The organism is Curtobacterium pusillum (assembly GCF_007680845.1).
GTDB lineage: Bacteria > Actinomycetota > Actinomycetes > Actinomycetales > Microbacteriaceae > Curtobacterium > Curtobacterium pusillum_B.
In genome coordinates, this window is record NZ_VEIY01000002.1 from 117,862 (window position 1) to 144,257 (window position 26,396).

The 26,396-nt window shown below is 71.8% G+C and carries 30 protein-coding genes, 1 tRNA gene and 1 riboswitch; of the genes, 16 read left to right on the forward strand and 15 right to left on the reverse strand.

Going from position 1 to position 26,396, the window contains the following annotated elements; all coding sequences use genetic code 11:
* Window positions 1-26: 26 nt before the first annotated feature.
* From FS825_RS04885 to FS825_RS04895, 3 genes are all read right to left on the reverse strand, one after another.
* The gene (locus FS825_RS04885; protein WP_144711375.1) at window positions 27-908 is read right to left on the reverse strand and encodes an anti-sigma factor; all 882 of its coding nucleotides are present in this window, start codon (window positions 906-908) and stop codon (window positions 27-29) included.
* The gene (gene sigK / locus FS825_RS04890) at window positions 905-1,498 is read right to left on the reverse strand and encodes an ECF RNA polymerase sigma factor SigK (protein ID WP_144711376.1); all 594 of its coding nucleotides are present in this window, start codon (window positions 1,496-1,498) and stop codon (window positions 905-907) included. The genes FS825_RS04885 and sigK overlap by 4 nt, the downstream gene beginning before the upstream one ends.
* Window positions 1,499-1,992: 494 nt before the next feature.
* Window positions 1,993-2,634 carry a DNA-directed RNA polymerase subunit beta gene (locus tag FS825_RS04895; RefSeq protein ID WP_144711377.1) on the reverse strand — a complete coding sequence of 214 codons (642 nt, stop codon included), beginning with the start codon at window positions 2,632-2,634 and terminating at the stop codon, window positions 1,993-1,995.
* Window positions 2,635-2,761: 127 nt separating this feature from the next.
* Between FS825_RS04895 and FS825_RS04900 the strand changes: the two genes are divergently transcribed.
* The 4 genes from FS825_RS04900 to FS825_RS04915 all read left to right on the forward strand — a co-directional run bounded on the left by FS825_RS04900 (window position 2,762) and on the right by FS825_RS04915 (window position 4,387).
* The gene (locus FS825_RS04900) at window positions 2,762-2,923 is read left to right on the forward strand and encodes a DUF2207 domain-containing protein (RefSeq protein ID WP_138801981.1); all 162 of its coding nucleotides are present in this window, start codon (window positions 2,762-2,764) and stop codon (window positions 2,921-2,923) included.
* Between the two features lie 54 nt (window positions 2,924-2,977).
* Window positions 2,978-3,050 (forward strand) — tRNA-Lys (locus FS825_RS04905).
* Between the two features lie 18 nt (window positions 3,051-3,068).
* Entirely contained in the window at window positions 3,069-3,884 is an 816-nt protein-coding gene (locus FS825_RS04910; protein WP_144711378.1) for an SGNH/GDSL hydrolase family protein, read from the forward strand.
* A 182-nt stretch (window positions 3,885-4,066) separates the two neighbouring features.
* Complete coding sequence (locus FS825_RS04915; protein ID WP_144711379.1) at window positions 4,067-4,387, forward strand: hypothetical protein; 321 nt, start codon at window positions 4,067-4,069, stop codon at window positions 4,385-4,387.
* A 94-nt stretch (window positions 4,388-4,481) separates the two neighbouring features.
* Here FS825_RS04915 and FS825_RS04920 read toward each other — a convergent pair whose 3' ends face one another.
* Together FS825_RS04920 and FS825_RS04925 are read right to left on the reverse strand one after the other, a co-directional pair.
* A complete protein-coding gene (locus FS825_RS04920; RefSeq protein WP_144711380.1) occupies window positions 4,482-5,417 on the reverse strand; it encodes an aldose 1-epimerase family protein in 936 nt (311 codons plus the stop codon).
* Window positions 5,414-6,283: a DeoR/GlpR family DNA-binding transcription regulator gene (locus tag FS825_RS04925; RefSeq protein ID WP_144711381.1), complete on the reverse strand. Its 870-nt coding sequence runs from the start codon at window positions 6,281-6,283 to the stop codon at window positions 5,414-5,416. The genes FS825_RS04920 and FS825_RS04925 overlap by 4 nt, the downstream gene beginning before the upstream one ends.
* Before the next feature lie 64 nt (window positions 6,284-6,347).
* Here FS825_RS04925 and galT point away from each other — a divergent pair, with 64 nt between their 5' ends.
* Window positions 6,348-7,445, forward strand: coding sequence for a galactose-1-phosphate uridylyltransferase (gene galT, locus FS825_RS04930; protein WP_144711382.1), 1,098 nt, complete (start codon window positions 6,348-6,350; stop codon window positions 7,443-7,445).
* Complete coding sequence (gene galK, locus FS825_RS04935; protein ID WP_144711383.1) at window positions 7,442-8,581, forward strand: galactokinase; 1,140 nt, start codon at window positions 7,442-7,444, stop codon at window positions 8,579-8,581. The genes galT and galK overlap by 4 nt, the downstream gene beginning before the upstream one ends.
* 11 nt (window positions 8,582-8,592) lie before the next feature.
* On the opposite strand, the gene FS825_RS04940 is transcribed toward galK, so the two are convergent.
* The 4 genes from FS825_RS04940 to glyA all read right to left on the reverse strand — a co-directional run bounded on the left by FS825_RS04940 (window position 8,593) and on the right by glyA (window position 12,072).
* On the reverse strand, window positions 8,593-9,096 hold the full coding sequence (locus FS825_RS04940; protein ID WP_144711384.1) for a hypothetical protein: 504 nt from the start codon (window positions 9,094-9,096) through the stop codon (window positions 8,593-8,595).
* A 29-nt stretch (window positions 9,097-9,125) separates the two neighbouring features.
* Window positions 9,126-9,578, reverse strand: coding sequence for a hypothetical protein (locus tag FS825_RS04945; RefSeq protein ID WP_144711385.1), 453 nt, complete (start codon window positions 9,576-9,578; stop codon window positions 9,126-9,128).
* A gap of 272 nt (window positions 9,579-9,850) precedes the next feature.
* A complete protein-coding gene (locus FS825_RS04950) occupies window positions 9,851-10,783 on the reverse strand; it encodes a tetrahydrofolate dehydrogenase/cyclohydrolase catalytic domain-containing protein (protein WP_260981023.1) in 933 nt (310 codons plus the stop codon).
* 5 nt (window positions 10,784-10,788) lie between these two features.
* The gene (gene glyA, locus FS825_RS04955) at window positions 10,789-12,072 is read right to left on the reverse strand and encodes a serine hydroxymethyltransferase (RefSeq protein WP_313960534.1); all 1,284 of its coding nucleotides are present in this window, start codon (window positions 12,070-12,072) and stop codon (window positions 10,789-10,791) included.
* A gap of 58 nt (window positions 12,073-12,130) precedes the next feature.
* Window positions 12,131-12,216, reverse strand: a riboswitch (ZMP/ZTP riboswitch).
* A gap of 37 nt (window positions 12,217-12,253) precedes the next feature.
* Between glyA and clpS the strand changes: the two genes are divergently transcribed.
* The 7 genes from clpS (at window position 12,254) to nagA (ending at window position 17,452) form a co-directional block, all read left to right on the forward strand.
* Window positions 12,254-12,553 (forward strand): ATP-dependent Clp protease adapter ClpS, encoded by a 300-nt coding sequence (gene clpS, locus FS825_RS04960; protein WP_144711386.1) that lies wholly within the window; start codon window positions 12,254-12,256, stop codon window positions 12,551-12,553.
* On the forward strand, window positions 12,550-13,026 hold the full coding sequence (locus FS825_RS04965) for a DUF2017 family protein (RefSeq protein ID WP_144711387.1): 477 nt from the start codon (window positions 12,550-12,552) through the stop codon (window positions 13,024-13,026). The genes clpS and FS825_RS04965 overlap by 4 nt, the downstream gene beginning before the upstream one ends.
* Window positions 13,027-13,123: 97 nt before the next feature.
* Window positions 13,124-13,549 (forward strand): MarR family winged helix-turn-helix transcriptional regulator, encoded by a 426-nt coding sequence (locus FS825_RS04970; protein ID WP_144711388.1) that lies wholly within the window; start codon window positions 13,124-13,126, stop codon window positions 13,547-13,549.
* Window positions 13,550-13,661: 112 nt separating this feature from the next.
* Complete coding sequence (locus tag FS825_RS04975; protein WP_260981077.1) at window positions 13,662-14,990, forward strand: MFS transporter; 1,329 nt, start codon at window positions 13,662-13,664, stop codon at window positions 14,988-14,990.
* 4 nt (window positions 14,991-14,994) lie between these two features.
* On the forward strand, window positions 14,995-15,864 hold the full coding sequence (purU, locus tag FS825_RS04980) for a formyltetrahydrofolate deformylase (protein WP_260981024.1): 870 nt from the start codon (window positions 14,995-14,997) through the stop codon (window positions 15,862-15,864).
* 8 nt (window positions 15,865-15,872) lie between these two features.
* A complete protein-coding gene (locus tag FS825_RS04985; RefSeq protein ID WP_144711390.1) occupies window positions 15,873-16,280 on the forward strand; it encodes a YrdB family protein in 408 nt (135 codons plus the stop codon).
* Window positions 16,277-17,452, forward strand: coding sequence for an N-acetylglucosamine-6-phosphate deacetylase (nagA, locus tag FS825_RS04990; protein WP_186377079.1), 1,176 nt, complete (start codon window positions 16,277-16,279; stop codon window positions 17,450-17,452). Before FS825_RS04985 ends, nagA begins: the two co-directional genes overlap by 4 nt.
* 9 nt (window positions 17,453-17,461) lie before the next feature.
* Here the strand turns inward: nagA and FS825_RS04995 are convergent, their stop codons facing one another.
* Window positions 17,462-18,682 (reverse strand): endo-1,4-beta-xylanase, encoded by a 1,221-nt coding sequence (locus tag FS825_RS04995; RefSeq protein ID WP_144711391.1) that lies wholly within the window; start codon window positions 18,680-18,682, stop codon window positions 17,462-17,464.
* A 108-nt stretch (window positions 18,683-18,790) separates the two neighbouring features.
* Between FS825_RS04995 and FS825_RS05000 the strand changes: the two genes are divergently transcribed.
* Window positions 18,791-19,978: a MalY/PatB family protein gene (locus tag FS825_RS05000; protein WP_144711392.1), complete on the forward strand. Its 1,188-nt coding sequence runs from the start codon at window positions 18,791-18,793 to the stop codon at window positions 19,976-19,978.
* A 9-nt stretch (window positions 19,979-19,987) separates the two neighbouring features.
* Here FS825_RS05000 and nagB read toward each other — a convergent pair whose 3' ends face one another.
* On the reverse strand, window positions 19,988-20,773 hold the full coding sequence (gene nagB / locus FS825_RS05005) for a glucosamine-6-phosphate deaminase (protein WP_144711393.1): 786 nt from the start codon (window positions 20,771-20,773) through the stop codon (window positions 19,988-19,990).
* 59 nt (window positions 20,774-20,832) lie between these two features.
* Between nagB and FS825_RS05010 the strand changes: the two genes are divergently transcribed.
* On the forward strand, window positions 20,833-21,312 hold the full coding sequence (locus FS825_RS05010) for an NUDIX hydrolase (RefSeq protein WP_144711394.1): 480 nt from the start codon (window positions 20,833-20,835) through the stop codon (window positions 21,310-21,312).
* A 118-nt stretch (window positions 21,313-21,430) separates the two neighbouring features.
* On the opposite strand, the gene FS825_RS05015 is transcribed toward FS825_RS05010, so the two are convergent.
* From FS825_RS05015 to FS825_RS05030, 4 genes are read right to left on the reverse strand one after another with little or no spacing between them, the layout of a single operon-like run.
* Window positions 21,431-22,501 carry an ABC transporter ATP-binding protein gene (locus FS825_RS05015; RefSeq protein WP_144711395.1) on the reverse strand — a complete coding sequence of 357 codons (1,071 nt, stop codon included), beginning with the start codon at window positions 22,499-22,501 and terminating at the stop codon, window positions 21,431-21,433.
* Window positions 22,498-23,382, reverse strand: coding sequence for an ABC transporter permease (locus tag FS825_RS05020; protein ID WP_144711396.1), 885 nt, complete (start codon window positions 23,380-23,382; stop codon window positions 22,498-22,500). Before FS825_RS05020 ends, FS825_RS05015 begins: the two co-directional genes overlap by 4 nt.
* The gene (locus tag FS825_RS05025) at window positions 23,379-24,326 is read right to left on the reverse strand and encodes an ABC transporter permease (RefSeq protein WP_144711397.1); all 948 of its coding nucleotides are present in this window, start codon (window positions 24,324-24,326) and stop codon (window positions 23,379-23,381) included. The genes FS825_RS05020 and FS825_RS05025 overlap by 4 nt, the downstream gene beginning before the upstream one ends.
* A gap of 5 nt (window positions 24,327-24,331) precedes the next feature.
* Complete coding sequence (locus FS825_RS05030; protein WP_144711398.1) at window positions 24,332-25,474, reverse strand: ABC transporter substrate-binding protein; 1,143 nt, start codon at window positions 25,472-25,474, stop codon at window positions 24,332-24,334.
* A gap of 158 nt (window positions 25,475-25,632) precedes the next feature.
* Here FS825_RS05030 and FS825_RS05035 point away from each other — a divergent pair, with 158 nt between their 5' ends.
* Window positions 25,633-26,070 carry a YdeI/OmpD-associated family protein gene (locus FS825_RS05035; protein ID WP_144711399.1) on the forward strand — a complete coding sequence of 146 codons (438 nt, stop codon included), beginning with the start codon at window positions 25,633-25,635 and terminating at the stop codon, window positions 26,068-26,070.
* Window positions 26,071-26,396 lie beyond the last annotated feature (326 nt).

Sequence of the window (26,396 nt, forward strand, 5' to 3'; positions counted from 1 at the left end):
CGCTGCAGCGTCGAGCCGACAGCCCGTCAGACCGTCGGGACCGCCATGATCGGCGTCGTCGTCGGCTGCTCCGAACCACCGGCGGGCTCCACAGTCATGCCGATCGTCGCGCCGTGCGGCTTCGTGCCCGTGAGCACGGCCGAGTGCACGCCGTCGGCGACACCGTCCACGAGGCCCGCGGAGCTGATCTTGCCGCCCGTGCCCTCGGAGCCGATGTACCAGAGCTCGTAGGTCTTGTCCTTCGGCGCCGCGGCGACCCCGTCGAGGATCACGGCGGACTTGCCGAGCGAGTTCGACCAGACGACCGTGGCCGTCCCGCCGCCGGTGACCTTCGCGGTGGTCCGCTTGAAGTCCGACGCGGCGTAGATCCGGTCGAGGCCGCTGCTCGCCTGCGTGGTGCCCGTCCCGGGGCCGTTCGACGGACCGAACGAGGTGCCGACGCCGAGTCCGACCCCGAGGAACACCACCGCGACCGCGGCTGCGGACAGCAGGGCTGCCGGACGCGTGAACCACCGGCGGCGAGCTGCGGCCGCTGCCGGACCGTCTGCCCGGGTGCGGCGCGTGGCGGGGGTGAACCGCGCCTCCTGGCCGGCATCGTCGACCGTCGCGACCACAGGAGCAGTCGATTCGACGACAGGAGTCGACGCGACCGGAGCCGACGCGATCGGCGCCGCCTGCGGCGTCGACGCGATCTGCGCCATCAGCGAGGCCTTCAGCGACGCCGGCGGCTCGATCGGGGTGACCGAGTACGCGAGCTGCAGTGCGGTCTCGCGCAGCGAGTCCGTCTCGGCCTGCAGCTCCGGGGAGGTGGAGAGGGCGGTCTCGAACAGGGCACGCTCGTCGTCCGACAGCGCATCGAGGGCGTGCGAACCGGTGAGCAGGGCAGGGTCGTCGTGGCGTTCGGTCATGACGTCACCCCCATCTCGTCGCGGAGTCTGATCATCCCGTCACGGAGACGGGTCTTGACGGTGCCGATCGGGACACCGAGGTGTGCGGCCATCTCGCTGTGGGAGTAGCCGCCGTAGTAGGCGAGTTGCACGGCCTGTCGCTGGAACTCGGTGAGCTTCCCGAGCGCCCGACTGACGCGTTCGTGTTCGATCCGGATCTCCACCGACTCGGACACCTGGTCGAAACCGGCCTCGAAGTCGCGGATGCCGATCTTCGTGTCGCGGTCGTGCGACGACTGCGACGCTCGGACCCGGTCCACCGCTCGGCGGTGCGCCATGGTGAGGACCCAGCTGGCGGCGGTCCCGCGCTTCCGGTCGAAGCGGGTGGCTTGCTGCCAGACCTCGAGGAAGACCTCTTGTGCGACCTCTTCCGACTGCGCGCGGTCCCGGAGGAGGCGCGTCACGAGGCCCAGCACACGGCCGGACAACGCGTCGTAGAGATCGGAGAAGGCTGCCTGGTCGCCGGTCGCCACCCGTGCGAGGAGGTCGTCGGGCGACGCCTGCGCAGGCTCGGTCGAGCTCCAGGTGTCGCTGTCCACGATGGCAAGCATTGCAGGTTTCCCTCCTCTCGGTTGCGATCGACTGTGTGTTCTGCGCCGATGCACGGGAGCGGGGCTCGCCCGGACGTGCAGGAACGGTGCAGGACGAGGGCCCGCGTGACCCGCAGGGAATTGACCGCCAGGGAGCGGACCGGGTCTCACGGGACCCTCGCCTCGTGTCGGACTGTTCGTCCGCCACGGTGATGATTCGGCACGGTCGGTCCGTCGGATTGGAGCGGTTCTCACCCCGCGTTCCGGGTACACGCCCGGGCGCGGTCCTGTCCACCGTCAGTGAACAGGGTCGTGCGCACAGCGAGGGTCTCGTAGACTCGCAGACGCCGGGCCGCAGCAAGCCCCGGGCTCCAAAATTCGCCGCTCCGAGCGGCCTCGCGCCGAGAGGCGCTTCTGCGGCCCGGTCTTCCTCTGCCGGCGTCTGTCGGCCTGGTCGCGTCCGTCCGGGATCTCCTCGGCCTGGAGGCGCGGCGCGGGTCCGCCCTGCCGCTCGCTCAGTCCAGGCTGTCGCGACGCCAGAGCGCCGCCGCCTCGGTCAGGTCGGCCGCCAGTTCGGACAGGCGGAGCGCCCGCGTCGTCAGTTCGCTCGCTCGCTCGCTCGCGCGCTCGCCCGCCGTGAGGTCGGAGTCGTCCGCGACCGAGGTCGCCCCGGCCGCCGTGAGCCGGCAGAAGGCCGCTCCGCGGTCGAGCGCCACCGCGAGGTCGCCCGTGTAGAGGCCCTGCAGGATGCGGTCGGCGAGCGTGAGGATCTCCGCCGGGCCCGTGGGCTGCTCCGCCCCCGCGACCGCCTGGTCGATCGTGCCGACCTGCTCGGTGCCGCGCTGGAAGAAGTAGGCAATCTCGTCCGGGTTCTGCCGGATGACCGTGCGGACGAGGTAGATGCGCCACAGTGCGCCGGGCAGCGTGTGCGCTCCGACGCGCGCCCACAGTTCGGCGATGGCGTCGATGCCGTGCACGTCCGTGTAGGTCACGAGCCGCTCGACGACCTCCGGGTCCGGGTCCTGGCGCACGCGGTGGAGCAGCGCGTTCGCCGTCTCGTGCGCGACGCGGTTCACCACGGCCGGGTCTTCGCCGCCCTGGATCGCGGCGAACTCCTGGTCGGTGAAGTGGACGGGACGGTGGTGATCGCGAGGCACCGCAGCAGTGTAGGCGCGGCCGGCGACACTCGGAGCCCCTCGTTCGCCCAGAACGCAACGAGCCGTTCCGGCGTACGCTCCTCCGGCAGGGAGGCACCCCTCCCGGACGTGAAGAAGAGGACTCTCCATGAACGCCCTGCTCATCATCCTGGCCGTGATCGCGGTCATCCTGCTGTTCGTCGGCGGTTTCGCCGCGAGCCTGAAGTTCCTGCTGTGGGTCGGCATCGTGCTGCTCGTCATCGCGGTGATCGCCTGGCTCCTGCGTTCGCTCACGGGTCGTCGCGGCTGACCGCGATCCCCGGAGCCGAACCTCGAGGCCCTCACCCGCTAGCCTTGCGGGTGAGGGCCTCTAGCTCAGTTGGTAGAGCACCGGACTTTTAATCCGAGGGTCGTGGGTTCGAGCCCCACGGGGCCCACCGCGTAGAATCCTCGCCGTGGCCCGACGAACCGACGGTGGATGGCCGGACGGTCCTCGTTCGCATCCCGTCCGACGACGACGCCGAACCCGACGGGTCATCCCCGCCGTCGCGCTCGGCGCGATGGCCCTCGGCGTCGCCGGGTGCCTGGTCATGCTCCCCGCCGTCTCGGACGCGTGCCAGTCGGTGCCCGCCGCGTCCGACGTCTCGGCGACCCGGGTCGCCGCAGCGATCTCGCGCGGTTCGGACGTCCTCATCGTCGGGGACTCGTACACGACCGGGCGGGGCTCGTACGACGGCACGCACGGCTGGGCGCAGGACCTCGCGACGGAACGCGGGTGGGACGCCACCATCGACGGCGTCCCCGGCACCGGGTACGTCAACACCGGCGCGACGAACTCCACGCGGTGGAACTACGTCTCGCGCATCGAACGGAGCGCCGCGCTCGACCCGCAGCTCGTGATCGTGCAGGGCAGCCAGAACGACTGGCTCGTCAGTGCGGCCACCCTCGAAGCCCGGGTCGAACGGACCCTCCGCACCGCGCAGCGGCAGTGGCCCCGAGCGGTCGTCGTCGCCGTCGGCCCTTCCGCTCCCCAGCCCCGCGCCGAGTCGACCGCGGGCATCTCGTCGGCGGTCGCCGCTGGTGCCCGGGCAGCGGGTGTGCCCTACGTGGACCCGCTCGACGGGCAGTGGTTCACCGCGATGAACAGCGCCAGCTACGCCGCACCGGACGGGCAGCACCTCAACGACGCGGGCTACCTCTACCTGGCCGGTCGGATCGAGGACTCCCTCGACGAGCTCGCCACGCCCGCACAGGGCGAGCAGTGCGCCTGATCGCGTGATCGCCTGACCGCCTGCGTCGGGGTACAAGGCGTCCTCAGCCGGCTCATGGCAGTTCCTCTGCACAGTTCAGTGCGCGTTCAGCCGACTGTTGGCCTACCGCCGATAGTGTCGTTCCCGGATCCGATCGACGGATCCAGCACCACCGCTCCACCGCAGACCGAACGGGGTACACCGTGATCGAGCCCATCGAAGCCACGCAGACCAGCACCACCGGGGACGCACGCCGCATCGTCGAGCTCGCCGCCGTGACCAACACGTCGATGAGCAACGAGCTGCTGCTCGACACGCTCCGTCGGAACGCGCGGGTCACGACGCGGCACATCCGGAAGGACTTCGTCGAGGTCGCCACCGGGACCGCAGTGCTCGGCTACGTCTGCCGGCAGCGCAAGGACTTCATCGCGCTGCGCGGGGACGACCCCGCGTGGGCGCAGGAGGTCGGGCGGTACGCGACCGAGTCCCTCGCGGTCGAGGCGCTGCGGATGCGGCGAGCCTGACGCCCCGCGAGACCCCTCATAAGACGAAGGACGCCGCCCCGTGGGGCGGCGTCCTTCGCGTGCGGCTCGTGGTGTGCGGGGGCGGTGGCCGAGGTCAGGACCAGACGCGGCGGATCCCCCACGTGCCGGTCCAGGACTCGTCGGGTTCGAGCCAGCGCAGCCCCTCCCCGGAGTTGAGCGCGTTCGCGGGTGCCGTCATCGGCTCCACCGCCACGGCCAGGCCGGTGCCGTCGCCCCGGGGGAACTCCCGCGAGGTGAACACCTGCACGTACGGGAACGACTCGTCCTGCCAGAGCTCGACCCCGTCGCCCTCCGGTCCGTGCAGCGTCGTCCGGCGGACCCCCTCGGCGTCGGGCGTGACGTCCCGGTAGGCGGTGTCGAGATCGGCGTCCCCGGCACGGAGCCCGCCCCGGAGGTCGTACGGCGTCCCGTCGACGGGCACCGTGCCGTTCGGGATCTTCTGCTCGTCGACCGTGAAGGCCGTCGCGGCGTCGAGGCGGACGACGAGGTCCTCGGCGGGGGTGTCGCCGGCCCGGAGGTACGGGTGCGCGCCGATCGCGAACGGTGCTCGGACACCCGAGCGGTTCACGACCTCGTGGGTGATCCGGATGCCGTCGTCGACGAGCTCGTGGTGCACGCGGGTCTCGAGGGTGAAGGGCCAGCCGTGCTGCGGGTGGATCGTCGCTTCCTGCTGCACGGACGACTCCGTCTGGCCCACCACGCGGTACGGCGCGAAGCGGAGCAGCCCGTGCGACGCGTTGCCGTACTTGGGTTCCGAGACGTCGAGCTGCTGGCGCTTGCCGTCGAGCTCCCACACGCCGCCGGCGACCCGGTTCGGCCACGGTGCGAGGACGATGCCGTCGGCTCCGGGCGGCTGCGACGAGACGGGGAACGGCTCGGTGAGGTCGAACCCGGCGACTCGGAGCTCGCGGATGCCGGCGGCGACCTCGGTCACGACCGCCTCGACGACCCCGTCGGGGCCGGCGTGGCGGAGGTGGTACTGCCCTCCGGTCGGTGCTGCTGCGGTCATGGGGTGTGGTTCCTTCCGGTCGGTGCCGGGTCCGAGCCGGCGGTGTCGTCGCTGCCGTCCGCCACGACCACCTCGACCCCGGCAGCCCGGACGGGGGCGACCGCGTCCGCCGTGGTCTCGGCGGTGACGACGACGTCGATGTCCTGGAGCGCGCGGACGACCCCGATGTGGGCCCGGCCGAACTTCGACCCGTCCGCGACCACGACCGTACGCCGGGCCGTCGCCGCGAGCATGCGCTTCGCTTCGGTCTCGGGCAGGTTGACGTTCGTGAGCCCGTGTCCGACGTCGAGTCCGGTGCCGCCGAGGAACACGACGTCCGCGGCGATGAGGGGCAGCAGCGTGTTGTTGAACGGCGCCACGAGGGAGTGCTGGAGCGGCCGGAGCGTGCCGCCGGTGACGACGACGGTGAACCGCGGTACGGCACGCTCGAGCGTCAGCGCGGTGGTGAGCGAGTTCGTGACGACGGTGACGTCCACCAGGTCAGTCCGCGCGACGAGGGCCTCCGCGACGGCGGCCGGGGTCGTCCCGACGTCGAGCACGACGCACTGGCCGGACCGCACGAGCGCTGCGGCGGCACGGCCGATCGCCGCCTTCGCGACCTGGTGCTCGACGGCGGTCTCCTCGAAGGGACGCTCGGTGGACCCGGCCCCGAGGCGGACCGCACCGCCACGGACCCGGCGGATCCGCGCCTCCAGGTCGAGGGAGGCGAGGTCCTGCCGGACGGTCACCTCGCTGGTACCGAGCGCCGCTGCCAGAGCGGCCGTGCGGACCAGGCCCGGCGCGCCCTCGACGATGGAGACGATGCGGTCCTGGCGCAGCGGCGCGGGGAGCGCACCGGCGAGGAAGGAGAGGTCGTCGTCCGTCATGGGGACAGTTTCGCTTGCTTCCGGTGGCTTTCGCAACGCTTCGGATCGGGGGTAGGGTGGTGCGGTGATCACCAAGCGTGTGACGAAGCTCGCGGACGGCCGCGACCTCATCTACTTCGACGACGCCGACTCGACGCTGCCCGCCGAACGCAGCATCGACCAGCGCGTGCTCGACCCCCGGCCCGAGACCGCGCGGATGCGACAGGACGTCCTCACCGGCGAGTGGGTCTCCATCGCCGCGAGCCGGCAGAACCGGGTGTTCCTGCCGCCGACCGACCAGGACCCCCTCGCGCCCCAGACGGCCGCGAACCCGTCGGAGATCCCCAGTCGCTACGACGTCGCCGTGTTCGAGAACCGGTCCCCGTCGTTCGGTCCCCTGCTCGAAGCCGACGACGCACCCACCTCGCTCGAGTCGCTCAGCGACGTCGGGCTGAACCGGCAGCTCCGCAGTGTCGGTCGGTGCGAGGTCGTCTGCTTCTCCCCCGAGACGTCCGGCTCCTTCGCGTCGATCTCGGAGTCGCGTGCCCGCACGGTCGTCGAGGCCTGGGCCGACCGCACGGCGGCGCTCTCGGCGATGCCCGGGATCCAGCAGGTCTTCCCGTTCGAGAACCGGGGCGAAGCGATCGGCGTCACCCTGCACCACCCGCACGGGCAGATCTACTCGTACCCGTACATCACGCCGCGCACCCAGCGTCTGCTCGCGAGCATCGAGCGCTTCGGTCCGGACCTGTTCGAGCAGCACCTCGCGAACGAGCGCGCGTCCGAGCGGGTCGTCCTCGCCGGCGAGCACTTCACCGCGTTCGTGCCGTTCGCCGCGCGCTGGCCGATCGAGGTCCACATGCTGCCGCACCGTCACGTGCCGGACTTCGCGGGCCTCACCGACCCCGAGAAGGACGAGCTCGCGCACATGCACCTCCGGCTCACCCGCGGGCTGGACGCGCTCTACGGCGACCCCACCCCGTACATCGCAGCGTGGCACCAGGCTCCGGTGCACACCGCCCGGGACACCGTGCGGCTGATGCTGCAGATCACGTCGCCGCGTCGTGCGGCGGACAAGCTGAAGTTCCTGGCCGGCAGCGAAGCCGCCATGGGCGCCTGGATCGGGGACCTCGTGCCCGAGAAGGCGGCCGAGTTCATCCGAGGAGGGATCGAACGCGCATGACGTTCCAGCAGGTCTACGGGTACGAGCCCGCGGTGCAGTACTCCGCTCCGGGCCGGGTCAACCTGATCGGCGAGCACACCGACTACAACGACGGGTACGTGCTGCCCTTCGCCATCGACCGCCGGACGACGGCATCGATCGCCCCGCGCGAGGACCGGGTCCTCCGTGTCGCCTCGGCCTTCGACACCGAACACCCGCCCGTGTCGCTCTCGCTCGACGAGCTGGCGCCCGATCGGATGGAGGGCTGGTCCGCGTACGTCCTCGGCATCGCGTGGGCACTCCGCGAGCAGGCGGGCGCCGACCTGACCGACAAGACCGGGTTCGACGTCTTCATCGAGTCGGACGTGCCGGTCGGCGCGGGCCTGTCGTCGAGCGCCGCGATCGAGTGCGGCGTCGCGCTCGCCTTCAACGACCTCTGGGAGCTCGGGCTCGACCGCAAGACCCTGGCCCGGGTCGGCCAGTACTCCGAGAACCACGCGGTCGGCGCCCCCACCGGGATCATGGACCAGTCGGCGTCGCTCCTCGGCGAGCAGGACGCCGTGGTGTTCCTCGACTGCCGCACGCTCGACACCGCGGTCGTCGACCTCGCGCTCGAGGCGAACGGGCTCGAGGTCCTCGTGATCGACACCCGTGTCGAACACGCGCACGCCACGGGCGGCTACAAGGCCCGTCGTGAGTCGTGCGAGCGCGGCGCTGCGGCGATGGGCGTCGAGGCGCTCCGCGACCTGTCCGTCGACGACCTCCCCCGCGCCGAGGAACTCCTCGACGACGAGACCTTCCGTCGTGTCCGGCACGTCGTCACCGAGGACCAGCGCGTCCTCGACACCGTCCGCACGCTGCGCGAACAGGGTCCGCGGGCGATCGGCGCGCTGCTCGTCGCGTCGCACGAGTCGATGCGCGACGACTTCGAGATCTCCGTGCCGGAGCTCGACCTCGCGGTCGCGACCGCCGTCGAGCACGGTGCGGTCGGCGCCCGGATGACGGGCGGCGGGTTCGGTGGTGCGGCGATCGCGTTGGTCGACCAGGAGGCGCGTGGAGCGATCACCGCGGCGGTCACCGCCGCCTTCGCCGAGGCCGGGTACCGCGAGCCGAACGTCTTCACCGTGCACGCCGCGCAGGGCGCCCGGCGCGACTGAGTCGCGGTCCGTCAGCGGGTCATGTGGCCCGTCGTGACGGTCACGCCGCCCCACGGGAAGCCGTGCGGGTGCAGGACCTCGTGCTGGACCTGGTCCACCACGACGTGGCCCTGCCACACGGTGTAGACGAGGACCCCGACCACGACGACGACGGGTGCTGCCAGGTACGCGGAGTACCGGACGATGTCCCCGAGCGCCCGCTGGCCGAACCGCTCGAGCGTCGGCGGCAGGAACACCCCGACGACGACCACGAGCAGCAACACGGCGAGCGCCACGGGGGCCACGTGCCCCTCGACGTGCACGGTGGGCGGCGCGCTCGAGACCGGGTTCCCAGCGTTGTCGATCCAGTTGCCGTCGGCGTCCGTCCCGCCGTACTCCGCCGAGGCCGACCACGTGGTGGACGTCGGGGACAGCACGAGCGCGACGACACCGAGCAGCGCGAGCCCCCACCCCCGCGGTCGCATCTTCCGACCGTGTGCCGCCATCACCGGTGCGGTCTGCACGTTCTCCCCCATGTCCGCGACCGTAGCACCCCGCTCGGCGCTCACGGGGCGTCCCCGAGCCGCTCGATCGACCATGCGACGTCGCCGATCGTGAAGGGGTGCAGGTTCCCGTGCGCGACGGCCCAGTACACCCATTCGTACTGCACGATGAACAGCACCCACACCAGGACGGTCACCCCGACGACCCCTGCCAGGCCGAGCGCCAGGATGCGGTCCTGGTTCCACCGCGAGGCACCACGACGTGCGACCCCGACGACGAACCCCGCGAACGCGAACCCGACGCTGAGCAGCACCCACCCGATCCACGGCCTGGCCCCGAACTGCACGAACCCGAGTTGACGATCGTCGGTGCTGCCCGGCAGTGGCGGGCCGGCCGACCAGTTCTGCGCCAGGACCTGCAGGAACAGACACAGCAGGGTGATCCAGACGAGCTTCCGGCTGTCCGTCGTGAACAGTGACTCCCGGGTCCGGGGCTCCTCGGCGGGCGTGGTCATGCTCGCACGGTAGCGCGAAGCGGGCCGCAGCAGGACCGCCCGTCCGAGGGGTGGCCCTGCACCGAGCGACTGGGGAGGCCGGACCGACGGGGCGGGTCGAGCCGCGCCTCCAGGCCGCTGCCGGTGCCCGCGCGGAGGGTGGAACCACGGAACCGACGTCGAACCGTGCCCCGGGGCTGGTTCGACGTCGGTTCCGTGGTTCGGAGCGAGCGCCCGCGCGAGCGGCCGACCGCGCGCGCGAGCGCCGCGCCGCGAGCGAGCGCCGCGCCGCCCTAGTGCAGGTGCCGCTCGGCCGCCTCGACCACGTTCTTCATCAGCATCGCGCGCGTCATCGGCCCGACGCCCCCGGGCACGGGCGACAGGTACCCGGCGACCGAGGCGACCGCGGGGTCGACGTCCCCGCGCAACTTCGCCTTCCCCGTCTCCGGGGACACAACACGCGTGATCCCCACGTCGATGACGGCGGCACCGGGCTTCACCCAGTCCGGCTCGACCAGTCCGGCGACCCCGGCGGCAGCGACGATGATGTCCGCCCGCCGGCACTCGGCCGCGACGTCGGCGGTGAGCGAGTGCGTCAGGGTGGCCGTCGCCTCGAGCCGGGTGAGCAGCAGACCGAGGGGCCGGCCGACGGTCAGACCCTGCCCGATGATCGTGACGTGTGAACCCCGGATGGGGATCTCGTACGCCTCGAGCATCACGACGATGCCACGCGGGGTGCACGGCAGGGGCGCGTCGATGGTGCCGGCGCCTCCGGGCACGGCGAGCACGAGCTCGCCGAGGTTCGTCGGGTGCAGGCCGTCGGCGTCCTTCGCCGGGTCCATCAGCTCGAGCATCGGCGTCGGGTCGATGCCGGACGGCAGCGGGAGCTGCACGATGAACGCGGTGACCCGGGGGTCGTCGTTCATCTGCAGGATCGCGGCCCGGATGTCGGCCGCACTCGCCGTCTCCGGCAGGTCGATGCGCACCGAGTCGAGCCCGATCTGCGCCGAGTCACGGTGCTTGCCGGCGACGTAGGACACGGACCCGGGGTTCTGCCCGACCATGATCGTGCCGAGGCCGGGTCGGAACCCGTGGTCGTGCAGCCGGTCGATGCGGAGCTTCAGGTCGTCGAGCGTGCGGGCGGCGAGGGCGGTGCCGTCGATGCGGACGGCAGAGCCTTCCCCGGCCCAGCGCTCGCGCGGCAGGGGCGCGAGGGAAGGAGCCACACCGCTCACGCGTACAGCGGGAACGCGTCGGTGAGGGCCTTCACCCGTGCCGAGAGGGCCTCGACGTCGGGGTTCGGCATGAGCGTCAGCGCGATGATGTCCGCGACCTCGGTGAACTCGGCGTCCCCGAAGCCACGCGTCGCGAGCGCCGGGGTACCGATGCGGACACCCGAGGTGACCATCGGCGGGCGCGGGTCGAACGGCACGCTGTTGCGGTTCACGGTGATGCCGACCTCGTGCAGCAGGTCCTCGGCCTGCTTGCCGTCGACCTCGGACTCGCGGAGGTCGACGAGGACCAGGTGCACGTCGGTGCCGCCGGTGAGCACGTCGATCCCGGCCGCGCGGGCGTCGGGCTGGGTGAGGCGCTCCGCGAGGATGCGGGCGCCCCGGAGCGTGCGCTCCTGACGGTCCTTGAACTCGGGCGTCGCGGCGAGCAGGAACGCGGTGGCCTTGGCGGCGATCACGTGCATGAGCGGGCCGCCCTGCTGCCCCGGGAACACGGCCGAGTTCAGCTTCTTGAACAGCGACTCGTCGTTCGACAGGATCAGGCCGGAGCGCGGACCGGCGAGGGTCTTGTGCACCGTCGACGACACGACGTGGGCGTGCGGGAGGGGCGACGGGTGCAGGCCCGCGGCGACGAGCCCGGCGAAGTGCGCCATGTCCACCCAGAGCGTGGCGCCGACCTCGTCGGCGATCTCGCGGAACTTCGCGAAGTCGAGCTGGCGGGGGTACGCCGACCAGCCGGCGATGAGGACCTTGGGCTGGTGCTCGATCGCCTTCGCGCGGATGTCGTCGTAGTCGACCTCGAACGTCTCCGGGTCGACGCCGTACGACACGGCGTTGTAGATGCGGCCGGAGAAGTTCAGCTTCATGCCGTGGGTCAGGTGGCCGCCGTGGGCGAGCTCGAGGCCGAGGATGGTGTCGCCGGCCGAGGCGATGGCGTGCAGGACGGCGGCGTTCGCGCTGGCACCGGAGTGCGGTTGCACGTTCGCGTACGCGGCGCCGAAGAGGGCCTTCGCCCGGTCGATGGCGAGCTGCTCGGCGACGTCGACGAACTCGCAGCCACCGTAGTAGCGCTTGCCCGGGTAGCCCTCGGCGTACTTGTTCGTGAGCACCGAGCCCTGCGACTCGAGCACGGCGCGCGGCACGAAGTTCTCGGACGCGATCATCTCGAGGGTGTCGCGCTGACGGCCGAGCTCCTGCTCGAGGACCTTCGCGATCTCGGGGTCGACCTCGCTGAGCGGGGCGTTGAACGTCGAAGCGGTGGCTGCTGGGGGCAGATCGGTGATGGACACGGGACTCCTCGTTGTCTGTCCGCCGCGCACGAGCGCGACGAGGTGGACGGTGGGGCGCGGCCCAGGCGTACGGCCGCGCACCGTGTCAGGTGTCGCTCCCCGATGGTGACCCATCCAACGCCAGTCGCGACCCCCCGATCGTACCGAGCGAGCCGGTTCGTGTCACCCTGGGTGCATGACCCTGCTGACGCCCGACGTGGACGAGCGCACCGACGCCCGCGCCGACGTCCGACCGGACTCCCCGTGGGTCGCGGTGGTGTGGGACGACCCCGTGAACCTCATGTCCTACGTCACCTACGTCTTCCAGCAGTACTTCGGGTTCCCCCGGCCCAAGGCCGAGCGGCTGATGCGCCAGGTGAACGACGAGGGACGCGCGATCGTGGCGACGGGCCCGCGCGAGGCGATGGAGGCCCACGTCGAGGCGATGCACGGCTACGGTCTGCAGGCCTCCGTGGACAAGGCCCCGACGCCGTGATCCCGTTCGTCCGCCGCCGCGACGGCGTGCACCTCGGCATGTCCTCCGGCGAGCGCTCCGTCCTCACGTCGCTCACCGAGCAGTTGCAGCAGGTCCTCGCCGGCGACCTGGCGTCGGACCCGGTCGCGGCGCGGATGTTCCCGGACGCCTACCGCGGTGACGCCGACGCGAGCGCCGAGTTCCGCCGGTGGACCGAGTCGGACCTGCTCGCGCAGAAGACGACGAACGCGTCGACGGTGCACGCCTGGCTGACGGGTGCGCGGGACGGGGCGTTCACCGTCGAGGACGAGCAGGCCTGGCTCCGCTGCCTGACGGACCTGCGGCTGACGATCGCGGACCGGCTCGGCATCGTGGACGCCGCCACCGAGGAACGGTCGTACACGTCGGACGCCGGCGTCGGCCTGCGGGACGTCTACGACTGGCTCGGGTACGTGCAGGAGCACCTGGTCGAGACGCTCAGCGCGTCGCACTGACGGTCGGCCGGGAGGCGCGGATCGCCTCCGCCCCGCCGGCTCCGGTGATCGACAGGTTGCCTTGCAAGTCCACCTGCTGAAGTAGTACCGTGTCGGTATGGAATCACGCGCGACGGACGAACTCGCCGGGGAGCTGCTCACGCTGTACGGCAAGATCCGCCGCACCACGCTCGTCGGCAAGGTCGACGACGTCACCGCCTCCCAGTCCGCCGTCCTCGGCCGGCTCATCCGGGACGGTGCCACGACCACGGCCGAGCTCGCCCGCGCCGAGGGCGTCCGGCCGCAGTCGATGGGGGCGACCGTCCAGGCCCTGGTCGACCTCGGCCTCGTCACGCGGGAGCCCGACCCCGAGGACGGCCGCCGCACGATCGTCAGCGCCACCGACGCCGGGCGCACCGCGCGTGACGACTCGCACCGTTCCCGCACCCGCCTGCTCGCCGAACGGCTGGCGTCCCTCGACCCCGACGACCGCGCCACCGTCGCGCGGTCGATCGCCATCCTCGGCCCCGTCGTCGAACCCTGAAGGACTGACCGTCACGTCCACCGCAACCGCCTCCACCCCCGTCACGCCGGCGACCGGCCCGAAGGGCAGTGGCTTCGGCCCGAAGCTGCTCGTCCCCGTCCTGGTCGGCCCGCTGCTCAACCCGATCAACACCACGATGGTGTCGGTCGCCCTCGCGCCGATCTCCCGCGACCTCGGGATCGGTGCGGCGCAGGCGATCTGGCTCGTCGCCGCCCTCTACCTCGCGAGTGCGATCGCCCAGCCGACGATGGGGAAGCTCGCCGACCGGTTCGGGCCGAAGAAGGTCTTCCTCACGGGGCTCGTCATCGTCGGCGTCGCGGGCATCGTGCCCGAGTTCCTGACCGGCTTCGGCGGTGCGGTGTTCGCGCGCGTGCTCATCGGCATCGGTACGTCCTCGGCCTACCCGGCGGCGCTCACCACCCTCCGCCAGCACTCGGCCCGCATCGGCAAGCCGACCCCGTCGCTCGTGCTCGGCGCGCTGTCGATCACCTCGCTCGTGTCGGCCGCCGCCGGCCCGCCGCTCGGGGGCGCACTCATCGCGGCCTTCGGGTGGCACGCGATCTTCCTGGTCAACGTGCCGCTCGCCGTCTTCGGCATCGTCGTGTCCGCGCTCTGGCTGCCGTCCGACAAGCTCCGCCCCCGCAGCGACGAGGACCTGCCCGTCCTCACCGCACTGGACCCGCTCGGCATGCTGCTCATGACCGGCGCGGTGTCGGCGCTGCTCGTGTTCCTGCTCGACCTGTCCGCCGGCCTCTGGTGGTTGCTGGGCGTCGCGATCGTGCTGCTCGCGGCGCTCGTGCTGTGGGAGCTCCGCGCGCGGAAGCCCTTCGTGGACGTCCGGCTGCTGGCGCGGAACGGCGCACTGTCCCGGACCTACGTGCGACTGTTCCTGGCCTACCTGCTGGCGTACACGATGACGTACGGCTTCTCGCAGTGGGTGCAGGACGTCGCCGGGTACTCGAGCGACGTCGCCGGGTACCTCCAGCTGCCAGCGGCCCTGGTCGCCGGCGTCGCGTCGTTCCTCGTCGCGCGGAAGACCGCCGTGCGCATCCCGTTGATCATCGCGGCCGTCGTGCCGGTCCTCGGCGGGCTCCTGCTCCTGCTCCTGCACGCCGGGTCGCCCGTGCTGCTGCTCGTGCTCGCGCCGGCCCTGTTCGGCGTGCCGCAGGCCCTGGCGTCCGTGTCGAACCAGGCGGCGCTGTACCGGGTCGTGCCGTCGGAGTACATCGGCACCGCCGCCGGGCTCTCCCGCACCAGCGTCTACATCGGCGCGATCGGGGCGTCCTCGCTCATCGGCGGTGTCTTCGGTCAGGCCCCGACCACCCCCGACCTGCACGTGCTCGCCTGGGTGATCATCGGGGTCGGGGTGCTCCTCAGCGTCCTGACCATCGCCGACCGCGCCCTCGGGAAGCCGCTCCCCGCACCAGGCCCGGTAGCCTGAACCGGTGACCGACCCGATCGACGCGCCCCCCACGCACTGGACCCTCACCCTGGTCTGCGACGACCAGCCCGGGATCGTGCACGCCGTCTCCGGAGCGGTCGTGGCGGCGAACGGCAACATCACGGAGTCGCAGCAGTTCTCGAGCGTCGACACGAACACCTTCTTCATGCGCCTGCAGGTCATGGCCCCGGTCGACCGCGCCGCGTTCGAAGCCGCGATCGCCCCCGTCGCCGAGCGCTACGCCGCCCGCGTGCAGCTCGACGTCGTCGGCCGGCCGCTCCGCACGCTGGTGCTCGTGTCGAAGGCCGGGCACTGCCTCAACGACCTCCTCTACCGGCAGCGCGGCGGGCAGCTCCCGATCGAGGTCCCCCTCGTACTGTCGAACCACGCGGACCTCTCGGACCTCGCGGCGTTCTACTCCGTGCCGTTCGAGCACCGCCCCGTGACCGACGCCGCCGCGAAGCAGGCGATGGAGCGCCGGATCCTGCAGGCGGTCGAGGAGCACGACATCGAGCTCGTCGTCCTCGCCCGGTACATGCAGATCCTGTCGCCGGAGCTGTGCGCGGCGCTCGAGGGTCGCGCGGTGAACATCCACCACTCGTTCCTGCCCGGCTTCAAGGGTGCGAACCCGTACCGGCAGGCGCACGCCCGCGGGGTGAAGCTGATCGGTGCGACGGCGCACTTCGTCACGAGCGACCTCGACGAGGGCCCGATCATCGAGCAGAACGTCGTCCGCGTCGACCACACGAAGGACCCCGCGGACCTCGTGTCGATCGGGCAGGACGAGGAGTCCCGCACCCTCACCCAGGCGGTGCGCTGGATCGCGGAGGACCGCGTCCTCCTCGACGGCGCCCGCACCATCATCTTCAAGTAGGCAGCACCATGACGAACGGTCCGCAGTCCCCGGTCGACTGGGGCGAGGTCCCCGATCCGTCCGCGATCGGCAAGCCCCGCCGCGAGTTCGACGGCTGGCGGGTGCTCCGCATCGTCGTCTGCGCGTTCGGGCTCGTGTCGCTGGCGTACTGGGGCTACATCGCGTGGCCGTTCCCGATGCCGGGGATCCTCTTCATGGTCGGGGCCCCGGTGTTCGCGGCGCTGGTCTGGTACTTCTTCCGGTCCCCGGCCTCTCCGATCCAGACGGACGTCGTCGGCAAGACGATCGTCGAGGTCGCGCTGGTGGTCGCGGCGGGGAGTTGCTGGATCTCGATCGGGCACCCCGTCGTGGGCCTCGTCTTCATCGTGATCGCGGCCCTGAGCGGCGTGATCGCGTTCCGCAAGGAGACCGCGTGACCGCGCCGCGCCTCCCGACCGGCCTGGAGGCGCACCGCACCCTGGTCCGTGCGGCCCGCGTCGTCGACGCGGCCGGCTCCACCGCCGACGGCTGGGTCCTGCTGTCGGGCGACACCATCAGCGCGGTCGGCTCCGGCCCCGATACCCCTGCGGCGACCTCGGTCGACGACGTCGTCGACCTCGGCGACGCGGTCCTGACGCCCGGCTTCATCGACCTGCACGGCCACGGCGGTGCGACCGAGGCGTACGAGGACGACTCGTTCGCGGCCGCCCTCGCCGCACACCGGGCGCACGGCACGACCCGGTCCGTCCTGTCCCTCGTCGCGAACCCGGTCTCGGCGCTCGAGGCGTCGCTCGACCGGGTGCGCACCGTGATGGCGGACGACCCGCTCGTGCTCGGGGCGCACCTGGAGGGGCCGTTCCTCTCCCCGCACAACAAGGGCGCGCACAACGAGTCGTTCCTGATCGACCCGACCCCCGACGCCGTCTCCGCGGTGCTCGCGGCGGGTGCGGGCGTGCTGCGGCAGATCACGATCGCGCCGGAGCTCCCGGGGGCGCTGGCCGCGATCGAGCGCTTCGTCGACGCGGGTGTCGTCGTCGCCGTCGGGCACACCGTCTGCTCGTACGAGCAGGCCCGAGCGGCCTTCGACGCCGGTGCGACCGTCCTCACGCACGCGTTCAACGCCATGCCGGGGATCCACCACCGTGCTCCCGGTCCGATCGCGGCCGCGGTGGCGGACGACCGGGTGACGCTCGAGCTGATCCTCGACGGCGTGCACGTGCACCCCGTGGTGGCGTCGATGCTCATGCGTGCGGCCCCGGACCGCGTGGCGTTCATCACCGACGCCATGGGCGCAGCGGGAGCCGCCGACGGGTCGTACACGCTGGGTTCGCTCGCGGTGACGGTCACGGACGGGGTCGCCCACGTCGCGGGGACGGACACCATCGCAGGGTCGACGCTCACGCAGGACGTGGCACTCCGGAACGCGGTCACCCTCGCCGGACAGTCGTTGCCCCACGCGGTGGCGGCGCTGACGAGCGTGCCGGCGGCCGCGCTGGGGCTCGGCGACCGGCTGGGCCGGTTGGCTCCAGGGTTCGCCGCGGACCTCGTGGCGATGTCGCCGTCGTTCGAGGTGCAGCGGGTGTGGGGCGCGGGGCGTGAGCTCGGCTGAGCCCGACGGTCACACGACGATCTGCGCGCTGGCGTCGTCGTCGGCCGTGACGGTGAACGCCGTCGAGCTCCCCCGGACCTCCGCCCGGTAGTCGCCGCGGAACCCCTGCACCCGCACCTGACCCCGTTCGTCGGTGCGGAGCGTCGTCGGACCGAGCCACCACTCCTCCTTGACCAGGCGGCGGAGCACGTCGTACGAGGGCTTCGGGGTGCCGTCGGCGCGGACGAGCCCGATCGGTGCGCCGAGCCACGCGCCGGCGTCGGTGATGCCCCAGTACGTGATCGCCTCGACGGACGGGTGGCCGACGAGGCTGCGGTAGTGCCGCTCGAGGTCGTCGGCCTGGCGCGCCTCTCCCTCCGGGGTCGACGGCCACGACGGCACCTGGTGGTCGTTGAGGTCGACGATGTGGGCCGGCATCAGGTCGCCCGAGACCAGCGACGTCTCGGTCAGGTGCAGCGGCAGTCCGTAGCGGGCGAACCGGTCCACCATCGCGAGCATCGTCTCCTCGCCCCAGTAGCCCTGGTGCATGTGGGTCTGCAGCCCGATCGCGTCGATCTGCACCCCCGCTTCGAGGACGCCCTCGATCAGGCACTCGTACGCGCTCGAGAGGTCGAAGTCGTTGAGGAGGAGCGTCGCGTGCGGGTTCGCGGCCCGCGCTTCCTCGAAGGCCATCCGGATCATCGGGATGCGGCCCTTCGCCCGGGCGAGCGGCGTGATCGCGTTGTCGCCGTTGTCGAACACCGGCATGATGACGACCTCGTTGATCGCGTCCCAGGTGTCGACGAGCCCGGCGAAGCCCGTGACCTCACGGCGGATCCGTTCGCGCTGCAGCCGTTCGACCTCGTCCAGCGGGAGGCCGAGGAGCCAGTCCGGCTGCACGGTGTGCCAGACGAGCGGGTGGCCCTTCAGAGCAGTGCCCCGTGCGCGGAACCACTCCGCCGTCGCGCGGAGGCGGTCCGTGTCCGGGGCGCCGCGCTCCGGTTCGAAGCGGCCCCAGTAGAACGGCAGGGTCGCGGTGTTGAAGACGTCGGTGAAGAGGTCCGCCAGGTGCTCCGTGCCGACGTCGGGCTCACCGTTCGCGAGCCCGATGAAGTCGAAGCCGATGTTGCCGAAGCCGAACGCGTGGCGGGTCTGTTCGACGGTCAGGTCGACTCCGGGCAGCGGCCTGCCCGTACCGTCGACGATCGTCAGGGTCGTCTCACCGAAGCGGTGCTCTGTGCCGTGCGTCATCGCGCGTCCTCCGACGTCCTCGTCCGGGATTTGTTGCGCGCGCAAACATAGCACCACGATCGGTCGACGTCACTGCCGAGTTCCGGATCCGGCTGCGAGGATGGGCCCATGAGCGTCATGGTCTCCACGTTCGATGCCCTCCGCACCCGCACGAGCGAGAAGTACACGGCCTACCCGCCGGACGTGCTGCCGATGTTCGTCGCCGAGATGGACAGCCAGCTCGCCGAACCCGTGCGGGACGCCCTCGTGGCGGCCGTCACCAACGGGGACACCGGGTACGTCGGCCACCGCCGGGTCCTCCCAGAGGCCTTCGCCGACTTCGCCGAGGACCGCTGGCGCTGGCACGTCGACCCCGACCTCGTCCGGACCACCACGGACGTCTCGGTCGCAGCGGTCGAGACCCTCCGCCGGGTCATCGAGCCGGGCGACCAGGTCGTCATCATGCCGCCCGTGTACCCGCCGTTCTGGGAGTACGTGACCGAGGCGGGCGGCTCCGTGACCGAGGTGCCGCTCCTCGCACCGGACGGCCCGGCCGACCCCTTCGACACCACGGCCGGCTGGCGGATGGACCTCGACGGCATCGCCCGGGCGTTCTCCGACGGTGCCCGGACGGTCCTGCTCTGCAACCCGCACAACCCGCTCGGGCTCGTGCACTCCCGCGACGACCTCGCTGCCCTCGCCCGGCTGGCCGCGGAGTGGGACGCCGTGGTGGTGTCCGACGAGATCCACGCGCCCCTCGTGCACGCCGACGCGGTCTTCACGCCGTTCCTCGACTCGTGCCCCGAGGCGGCGGAGCTCGGCGTCGCCCTGACGAGTGCGAGCAAGGCGTGGAACCTCGCCGGAACGAAGTGCGCGCTCATGGTCGGCGCCTCGGACCGGGCACGCGCCTGGTTCGACGGGATGCCGACCGAGGTGGTCGAGCGCACCGGCATCCTCGGCTACACCGCGAGCGTGGCCGCGTTCCGCGAGGGCGGCCCGTGGCTCGCGTCGCTCCTCACCGAGTTGGCCGCGAACCGGCGCACGCTGGCCGAGCGGCTCGGCGACGTCCTGCCCGGCTCGGGCTACCGGCAGCCGCAGGCGTCGTACCTCGCGTGGCTCGACCTCCGCGCGCTCCCGTGGGGCGACGACCCCGCGACCGCGCTCGTCGACGAGGCGAAGGTCGCGCTCGGCCGCGGCCTGGACTTCGGACGGCAGGGTTCCGGCCACCTGCGCCTGAACTTCGGCTGCTCGGCGGAGACCCTCGACGAAGGACTCAGCCGTCTGCACGCCGCGTGGTCGCGACGTGCAGACGGCTGAGCCGGGGTCCTACTCGAAGCGCTGCCAGGCCGGCTTGTTCGCGTACGTGTACCGGTAGTAGTCGGCGAGCTGCAGGCCGGCCGCGGCTTCCTCGTCGACCACGACGGTCGCGTGCTGGTGCAGCTGCAGCGCGGACCCGGGGACGAACGACGACAGCGGCCCCTCGACCGCGGCGGCGACGGCGTCGGCCTTCGACGAGCCCTGCGCCACGAGGACGAGCTCACGGGCGTCGAGGATGGTGCCAAGCCCCTGCGTCATGCAGTGCGTGGGCACCTGCTCGAGGGAGTCGAAGAACCGGGCGTTCGCTTCGCGGGTGGACGGCGCGAGGGTCTTGATGCGGGTCCGGGACGCGAACGACGACGTCGGCTCGTTGAACCCGATGTGCCCGTTCGCCCCGATGCCGAGGATCTGCACGTCGACCCCGCCGGCGGCACGGATCGCGGCGTCGTACTCCTTCGCGGCGAACTCAAGGTCGGCGGCGCGACCGTCCGGCACCCGCACGCGCGACGGGTCGAACCCGAGCGGGCCGATGACGTCGCGGGCGATGACGCTCGCGTACGACTCGGGGTGCTCGAGCGGGATGCCGACGTACTCGTCGAGGGCGAACGCTCGGGCCTCCGCGAACGAGATGTCACCCGCCTCGACGCGACGCTGCAGGTCGGTGTAGATGCCCTGCGGGCTGGAGCCGGTGGCGACTCCGATGACGGCGGACGGCTTCTTCGCGACGACGGAGGCGATCTTGGCCGCGGCGACGCGGCCGACCTCTTCCGGCGTGGGCAGGATGATGATCTCCACGGGGACAGCCTACTGGTCATGACCAGTCCGCGACAGGGGCGTGTCGGTAGCGTGGTCGCATGCCCACGCCTGACTTCGTCCTGTCCCTCCGCGCGAAGATCGGCACCGATCCGCTCTGGCTCACGGGGGTGACCGCCGTGGTCACCCGCGGCGAGGGCGAAGAGCGCGAACTCCTCGTCGTCCGCCGTGCCGACACGGGTGCGTTCACCCCGGTGACGGGCATCGTCGATCCCGGCGAGGAACCCGCGGTCGCCGCCGAGCGCGAGGTCCTGGAGGAGGCCGACGTCGTCGCCGTCGCCGAACGCCTGGCGTGGGTGCAGGTGCTGCCCGAGATGACCTACGGCAACGGCGACCGGGCGCAGTACCTCGACCTTGTCTTCGCGTGCCGGTACGTCTCCGGGGAGCCGTTCCCGGCCGACGGGGAGAACACCGAGGCGTTCTGGGCGCCGCTCGACGCGCTGCCGGAGATGCCCGCGAACATGCTCGCGCGCATCGAGGCGGCCCTGTCCGGCGGCCCCGCCGCCCGCTTCCAGCGCTGACGGCCTGGAGGCGCGGCGCCGAGTCTCGGTGTGAGCGACACTTCTCGGGCCGACGACCGCGAAAACTGTCGCTCAGCGCGAGACTCGGGGCGGCCGGGGGCCGGGGGTCGGCGGCCGCCTAGGCGAGGGGCGCGACCGCGACGGGGGCGCCGAGCAGCCGCACGGCGACGGCGTCGCCGGCCACGCGCCGGTCGCCGACCTCGTGCTGCACGGTGACGACCGTGTCGTCGTCGAGCCGGACCGTCGTGCGGCGGATCGAGCCGAGGAAGCTCGACGCGACGACCGTCCCCGAGACGCCGTCGGGGGCGAACGCGACGTCCTCCGGGCGGACGTACGCGAGCACCGGCCCGTCGGCCACCGAGCCGTCGAGCGCCGGCACCCGGAACCCGTACACGAACACGTCGCCGCCGCGCAGGTCGCCGCGGAGCCGGTTCGACTGCCCGACGAAGTCCGCGGTGAAGGCGGAGGACGGGGAGCGGTAGAGCTCCTCGGGCGTGCCGATCTGCTCGATGTCACCGGCGTGCATCACGGCGATGCGGTCCGAGACGGCGAGCGCTTCCTCCTGGTCGTGCGTGACGAAGACGGTCGTGATGCCGAGGTCGCTCTGGATGCGGCGGATCTCGTCGCGGAGGGACACCCGCACCTTGGCGTCGAGCGCGGAGAGCGGCTCGTCGAGCAGGAGCACACGGGGCCGGGTGACGAGCGCGCGGGCGAGGGCGACGCGTTGCTGCTGGCCTCCGGACAGCTGGTGGGGGTACCGGTCGGCGAACTCGCCGAGGTGGACCATGTCGAGCGCGTCGATCACCCGTTCGCGGCGGGCGGCCGCGGGGACCTTCCGCATCTCGAGCCCGAAGGCGACGTTCTGCCGCACCGTCATGTGCGGGAACAGCGAGTACTGCTGGAACACCATGCCGATGTCCCGCTTGTCGACCGGCACGCTCGACACGTCCGTGCCGTCGATGCGGATGGTGCCGGAGTCGATGCCCTCGAGCCCGGCGAGCGCGCGGAGCGCCGTGGTCTTGCCGCAGCCGGACGGGCCGAGGAGCGAGACGAACTCGCCCGGCTCGACCCGGAGCGACAGGCCGGCGAGGGCGCGGTGGGTGCCGTAGTGCTTCTCGACGGCCTCGAGCTCGACGGTCGCCCCGGAAGTCGAGAGCGACGCGGGGGCGGCGGGGGCGGTGACGGTCATGCGGACTCCTTGGTGCGGGATCGACGGGCGGTGCCGGCCCGGGCGGCGCCGACGCGCGCAGTGCCGACGCGCGCGGCGCCGACCCGTCCGATGACGACGAGCAGCACGAAGCCGAACACGAGGGCGCCGAGCGAGAAGATCGCCGCGACGTACGGGTCGGTGGACTGCACAAGCAAGAGCGCGGTCTGGAACGTCGTGCGGGACAGGAACGAAGCGAGGGTGTACTCGCCGAGGACCACCGTGATGGTGAGGAAGCACGCGGCCGTGATGCCGCGGCGGAGGTTCGGCAGCAGCACCCGCCACGTCACCGTCCACCACGAGGCGCCGAGCGACCTGGCGGCCTCGGACAGCACGGTCATGTCCATCGCGGTGATGGCTGCGGCGATCGGCCGGAACGCGAACGGCAACGAGACGATCCCGATCGCGAACGCCAGGGTCCAGGCCCCCGACCCGAAGACCTGCGCGACGATCTGGTACACGGGGATGAACCCGACGACGAGCACCACGACCGGCACCGTGATCGGGACGATGCAGACGAACTCGAGGATGCGGCGGAGCCGTGGGTACCGCAGGGCCGTGATGATCTGCGCCGGCAGGAGCACGAGCAGCACGATCGCCACGGTGATGAGGGCGATGACGAGCGAGGCGCCGAGCCCGTCGAACACCGGCTGGTAGGTCGCGGCGTTCACCGGGTCGGCGATGGCGGCGTAGTGCGCGACGGTCAGGCTGCCGTCGGTCCCCTGACGGAACGTGAACTGCGCGAGGGCGACGAGGGGGACGGCGAACACGAGGCCGACCACGATCAGCACGATCGCGGCGGTGACCCGTGACGGGGCCACGCCGAAGCGTGGGACGCGGGTCGCGCCTCCCGTCCCGCTCATCGCTGCCACCTGGCGGCGCGACGCTGGAGCAGCGCGTACCCACTCATCACGACCGCCATGACGACGACCATGCCGAAGGCGAGCACCCCGGCCACGTTCTGCAGGCCGATGATCGTCTCGCTCGTGAGCTGCGTGCGGATGGTGAGCGGCACGATCCCGCCCTGCGAGATGAGCGCCGCGGCGGTGGCGAACGACGAGAATCCGTTCGCGAAGAGCAGCAGCAGCGATCCCCAGAACGCCGGTGCGAGCACGGGGAGACCGATGCGCCGCCAGTACGTCAGGCGGGAGGCACCGAGCGTGGCGGCGGCCTCGCCCCACTGCGTCTTGACGCCCTCGAGTGCGGGCATGAACGTGAGGACCATCAGCGGCACCTGGAAGTAGACGTACGGGATCACGAGCCCGGGCACCGTGTAGAGGAACGTCCCGTTCGCGTTGAGGTCGACGTGGAAGGCGGAGACCAGCCACGCGGTGACGAGCCCCTGCGCGCCGATCGTGGCGATGAACGCGAACGCGAGCATGACGCCGCCGAACTGGGCGAGGACGCTCGCGGCGGAGTCGATCATCGACCGGACGAGCCCGTCGGGCCGGAGCGCGGCGAGCGCCCAGCACACGATCGCCCCGACGACCGCACCGACGACGGCGGAGACGGCGGAGAGGCCGAACGACCCGACGAAGGCACGGATGACCGACGGGTCGGCGAAGGCGGCGAGGTTCGCGAGCGTGAACCCCCCGGACCCGTCGAAGAAGCCGCTGCCCACCGCGATCACGGCGGGGACGGCCAGGAAGAGCAGGACGTACGCGGCGAACGGGGTGAGGCCGAGCCAGGCGAGGCCGCCGCGGCGCCGGGCGCGGTGCCCGGCGACGCGGCGGTCGGCTGCATCGGCGGTGATCGCCGGGGCGGGGGCCACGCTGGTGGCGGCGGGGCCCGCCGATGCGGTGGTCATGCTGCTCAGGACCCCATCGTCGAGGCCCACTTGGCCGACAGGACCTTCGCGGCGGCCGTGGCCTGGTCGTCCGTCAGCTCGACGTAGTCCTTCGGCGCGCCACCGGCTGCGTCGAGGGCGTCCTGGTCGACCTTGCCCGACTTCTCGAGCGCGGAGAGCGTCGACGGGAAGGCGCCGGCCTGCAGGTACAGGTTCTGCACCGTCGGGCTGGCGATGTACTCCTGCCAGAGGCGTGCCGCCGCCGGGTGCGGGGCGTCCTTGTTGATGGCCTGCGAGTAGTACGAGCCGAGGGCCTGCCCCTCGGGGACGACCGTCTTCCAGTTCTTGTTGCCGGAGGTGCCGGCGGCCGGGCCCCACGCCAGGTTGTTGTAGGACCACTGGATGACGACCGGGGTCTCACCCGAGGCGACCGTCGCCTGCGTCGGCAGCACGTTCTGGAAGTTGCCGGCCTGCTTGAGCTTGCCGAAGTAGTCGACGCCCTTGGTGATGTCGTCCGCGGAGCCGCCGTTCTCGAGCGCGGCGAGGTACACGGCCGAGGCGGCCTGGTTCGCCTGCGTCGGGTCACCCGAGATGGAGACCTTGCCCTTGTACTCGGAGCCGAGCAGGTCGTTCAGGTCCTTCGGGGCGTCCGTGATCTTCGACGAGTCGTAGCCGATCGACATGAGGCCCGTGTAGTCGCGGGTCCAGGCGCCGTCCTCGTCCTTGAGGGTGTCCGGGATGTCGCTCCAGTTCGCGACCTTGTAGTCCGTCAGCAGGTCGAGGTTCTGCTGGAGCACGGCGTTGCCGAGGTCGAGTACGTCGGGCGCGGTGGACTGGCCCTTCTGCGACTTCACGGCGGCGACCTCGTCGGCGGAGGACCCGTTCGGGTTCGCGGAGGTGATCTTGATGCCGTACTTCTTGGTGAAGCCGTCGATGATCTTGCCGTAGTTGGCCCACGACGGCGGCAGCGCGATGACGTTGAGCTGCCCCTCGGACTTGGCGGCCTTGACGAGGGCGTCCATGCCGCCGGCGGACTCGGCGCTCGTGGCGGTCTTCCAGTCGGTGTCGTCCTTGGTCGTGCTGGCGGAGCTCGTCGCCGAGCATCCGGCGAGGGTGACGATCGCGGCGGCGGCCAGGGCGATGCCGGCCAGGGTGCGCTTGTGCTGCACGGGGAGTGCCTTTCGGGTGGGGGTCCGGGTTCGGTTCGGGACGATCGTGGACGCGGCCGGTTTCCGGCGTCTGCTCCAGCGGTGAACGCTGGCGGAACAGCCGGTGCGGCTGTACGGTTTGCTCGCTCTTGCTGATTCGGATGGGCCTGGAGGCACGGATGCAGTTCACGACGACGGTCCTGCAAGCACGGAAGACGGCTACCGGACTGCCGGTCCCGCCGTCCGTCATCGAGGCGCTCGGCTCCGGGAAGCGCCCGTCCGTGGTCGTCACGATCAACGGGGGCTACACGTACCGTTCGACCGTCGGGGTCATGAACGAGCAGTTCCTCGTACCGCTGTCCGCCTCGCACCGTGAGGCCGCCGGGGTCGCGGCCGGGGACACCGTCGAGGTCACGCTCGAGGTCGACACCCTGCCACGGGTGGTCGACCTGCCCGCCGACCTCGAGACGGCGCTGCACGAGGCCGGGGTCCGGGCGGCGTTCGACACGCTGTCGAACTCGCGGCAGCGGGCGCTCGTGGACCCGGTCGTGCAGGCGAAGGCGCCGGAGACGCGGCAGCGGCGGATCGACAAGGCGGTCGAGGCGCTGCGCGCGTAGCGGGTCGGGTGCGGGCGAGGCTGGCGGGGCTGCCGGGGCGGGCCGGGGAGGGGCGGGGCGTGGGTTTTCGGGCGTACCTGGTCGGATCGGGCGTACCCGGTCGTTCAGAACGGCACGGTACGCCCGCTTCCACCCGGTACACCGCGGGCCGAGCGCGGGACCGGGCGCGCGCGGGTCGGGCGGGCGCGGCGAGCCGGGTGCTTTCGGGCGTACCTGGTCTTCTCGGGCCTGGCGTGGCCTGGTGCTTCCGGGCGTACCTGGTCGGATCGGGCGTACCCGGTCGTTCAGAACGGCACGGTACGCCCGCTTCCACCCGGTACACCGCG

Excerpts from the sequence above, each read along its gene's own strand:
- FS825_RS04885 (WP_144711375.1), bottom strand. The coding sequence starts at position 908 with ATGACCGAACGCCACGACGACCCTGCCCTGCTCACCGGTTCGCACGCC.
- sigK (WP_144711376.1), bottom strand. The coding sequence starts at position 1,498 with ATGCTTGCCATCGTGGACAGCGACACCTGGAGCTCGACCGAGCCTGCG.
- FS825_RS04900 (WP_138801981.1), top strand. The coding sequence starts at position 2,762 with ATGAACGCCCTGCTCATCATCCTGGCCGTGATCGCGGTCATCCTGCTG.
- FS825_RS04920 (WP_144711380.1), bottom strand. The coding sequence starts at position 5,417 with ATGACCGCAGCAGCACCGACCGGAGGGCAGTACCACCTCCGCCACGCC.
- FS825_RS04925 (WP_144711381.1), bottom strand. The coding sequence starts at position 6,283 with ATGACGGACGACGACCTCTCCTTCCTCGCCGGTGCGCTCCCCGCGCCG.
- galK (WP_144711383.1), top strand. The coding sequence starts at position 7,442 with ATGACGTTCCAGCAGGTCTACGGGTACGAGCCCGCGGTGCAGTACTCC.
- FS825_RS04940 (WP_144711384.1), bottom strand. The coding sequence starts at position 9,096 with ATGGGGGAGAACGTGCAGACCGCACCGGTGATGGCGGCACACGGTCGG.
- FS825_RS04945 (WP_144711385.1), bottom strand. The coding sequence starts at position 9,578 with ATGACCACGCCCGCCGAGGAGCCCCGGACCCGGGAGTCACTGTTCACG.
- clpS (WP_144711386.1), top strand. The coding sequence starts at position 12,254 with ATGACCCTGCTGACGCCCGACGTGGACGAGCGCACCGACGCCCGCGCC.
- FS825_RS04970 (WP_144711388.1), top strand. The coding sequence starts at position 13,124 with ATGGAATCACGCGCGACGGACGAACTCGCCGGGGAGCTGCTCACGCTG.
- FS825_RS04985 (WP_144711390.1), top strand. The coding sequence starts at position 15,873 with ATGACGAACGGTCCGCAGTCCCCGGTCGACTGGGGCGAGGTCCCCGAT.
- FS825_RS04995 (WP_144711391.1), bottom strand. The coding sequence starts at position 18,682 with ATGACGCACGGCACAGAGCACCGCTTCGGTGAGACGACCCTGACGATC.
- FS825_RS05000 (WP_144711392.1), top strand. The coding sequence starts at position 18,791 with ATGAGCGTCATGGTCTCCACGTTCGATGCCCTCCGCACCCGCACGAGC.
- FS825_RS05010 (WP_144711394.1), top strand. The coding sequence starts at position 20,833 with ATGCCCACGCCTGACTTCGTCCTGTCCCTCCGCGCGAAGATCGGCACC.
- FS825_RS05015 (WP_144711395.1), bottom strand. The coding sequence starts at position 22,501 with ATGACCGTCACCGCCCCCGCCGCCCCCGCGTCGCTCTCGACTTCCGGG.
- FS825_RS05020 (WP_144711396.1), bottom strand. The coding sequence starts at position 23,382 with ATGAGCGGGACGGGAGGCGCGACCCGCGTCCCACGCTTCGGCGTGGCC.
- FS825_RS05025 (WP_144711397.1), bottom strand. The coding sequence starts at position 24,326 with ATGACCACCGCATCGGCGGGCCCCGCCGCCACCAGCGTGGCCCCCGCC.
- FS825_RS05035 (WP_144711399.1), top strand. The coding sequence starts at position 25,633 with ATGCAGTTCACGACGACGGTCCTGCAAGCACGGAAGACGGCTACCGGA.